Origin of the sequence: Herbiconiux daphne (genome assembly GCF_024979295.1) — a bacterium.
In the GTDB taxonomy this organism is placed as follows: Bacteria; Actinomycetota; Actinomycetes; order Actinomycetales; family Microbacteriaceae; genus Herbiconiux; species Herbiconiux daphnes.
Genome location: NZ_JANLCJ010000324.1, coordinates 1 through 764, shown reverse-complemented (window position 1 = coordinate 764; position 764 = coordinate 1). Strand labels below are relative to the sequence as shown.

Below are 764 nucleotides of genomic sequence, written 5' to 3'. Positions count from 1 at the left end.
TGCCGTTGATCCAAAATCTTCTTGATGCTCAGAAAGAAAAATATACACTAGAAAGGATACAGGACATAGACTTTAATTGAAGGTTTATGTTGTAAGATATGAAAAACACAAACATAATCAAATATGATGCTAGAAGAATTCCGAAGTGATTCTTTGATAAGTATGAGCATGACGATAAATTTGATGGATTGACATTTGAAAAAGTTAAAAATGGAAAGTTCAAAAAAGAAACGGAAAAAGCTGTTCAATTCAGTGTCGGGCAACGAAATATCTGAATTCCTAAATCAATATTGGAAAAGAACATTATTATTCTTGACATTGAAACTACAGGTCTTGACCCATTGCAAGCAGAAATAACTGAAATCGGAGCAATCAAAGTTAATTCTGTATCTTTGGAAGTTGTTGGAGCATTTGACAAATTGATTAAGATTGCTAATCCAGTGCCGGAAAAGATTACCGAACTTACTGGTATCACTAGTGAATTGTTAAACACAAAAGGAAAAAATCTCAAAAATGTTCTTAAGGAATTAAGTGAATTTTGTGGTGGATATGACATTTATGCCCACAATGCTAATTTTGATAAGGGTTTCATTAGGAAAGCATTGGATGACAATAAGATTGAATATCATCAAAGTGATTGGGTTGATACGATTACGATTTTCAAAAAAACTTTCCCAAACAGGACGACATATAAACTATCTTCATTAATTGTTGATTATAAGTTGGCAGACAAAGAAGACCATAGGGCATTAAGTGATGCTCAA

1 protein-coding gene is annotated in these 764 nt (G+C 32.3%); it reads left to right on the top strand.

Annotated features, from left to right (window positions below; all coding sequences use genetic code 11):
• Nucleotides 1-290: 290 nt before the first annotated feature.
• The coding region (locus N1032_RS24980) for a 3'-5' exonuclease (RefSeq protein ID WP_259543255.1) at nucleotides 291-764 on the top strand (474 nt) is incomplete at its 3' end.